This is a genomic window from Kaistia sp. MMO-174 (assembly GCF_037147815.1).
In the GTDB taxonomy this organism is placed as follows: domain Bacteria; phylum Pseudomonadota; class Alphaproteobacteria; order Rhizobiales; family Kaistiaceae; genus Kaistia; species Kaistia nematophila.
On the sequence record NZ_JBBCUO010000030.1, the window covers coordinates 1 to 266 of the forward strand.

Genomic DNA, 266 nt, shown 5'->3' on the forward strand with positions numbered 1-266 from the left:
TGAAGATGATCGACGCCGATATTGCCGAGATCATCACCGGCATGGTGTTGCTGGCGCCGCTGCACCACTCGCATGAGATGGCGGATATCGTCGGCCTGGTGAACGCGCTCGCCGGCAAGTCGTCTGTCGGCCACAATCACGGCATCGGCACGCTGACCGGCGTCGATTTTTCCAGTGCGACCTCCGGCCAGTGGGCCAAGTTCAACGGCACGCTCTGGATCCCGGCCTTCATCGTGGCGGCGGATCTGGCCGACAAGATCATCTCG

1 protein-coding gene is annotated in these 266 nt (G+C 62.4%); it reads left to right on the plus strand.

Translation table 11 applies throughout. The features are described 5' to 3' along the window. Window positions 1–266: hypothetical protein (locus WFK98_RS27275; RefSeq protein WP_336802529.1), on the plus strand; the 266-nt coding region annotated here is incomplete at both ends.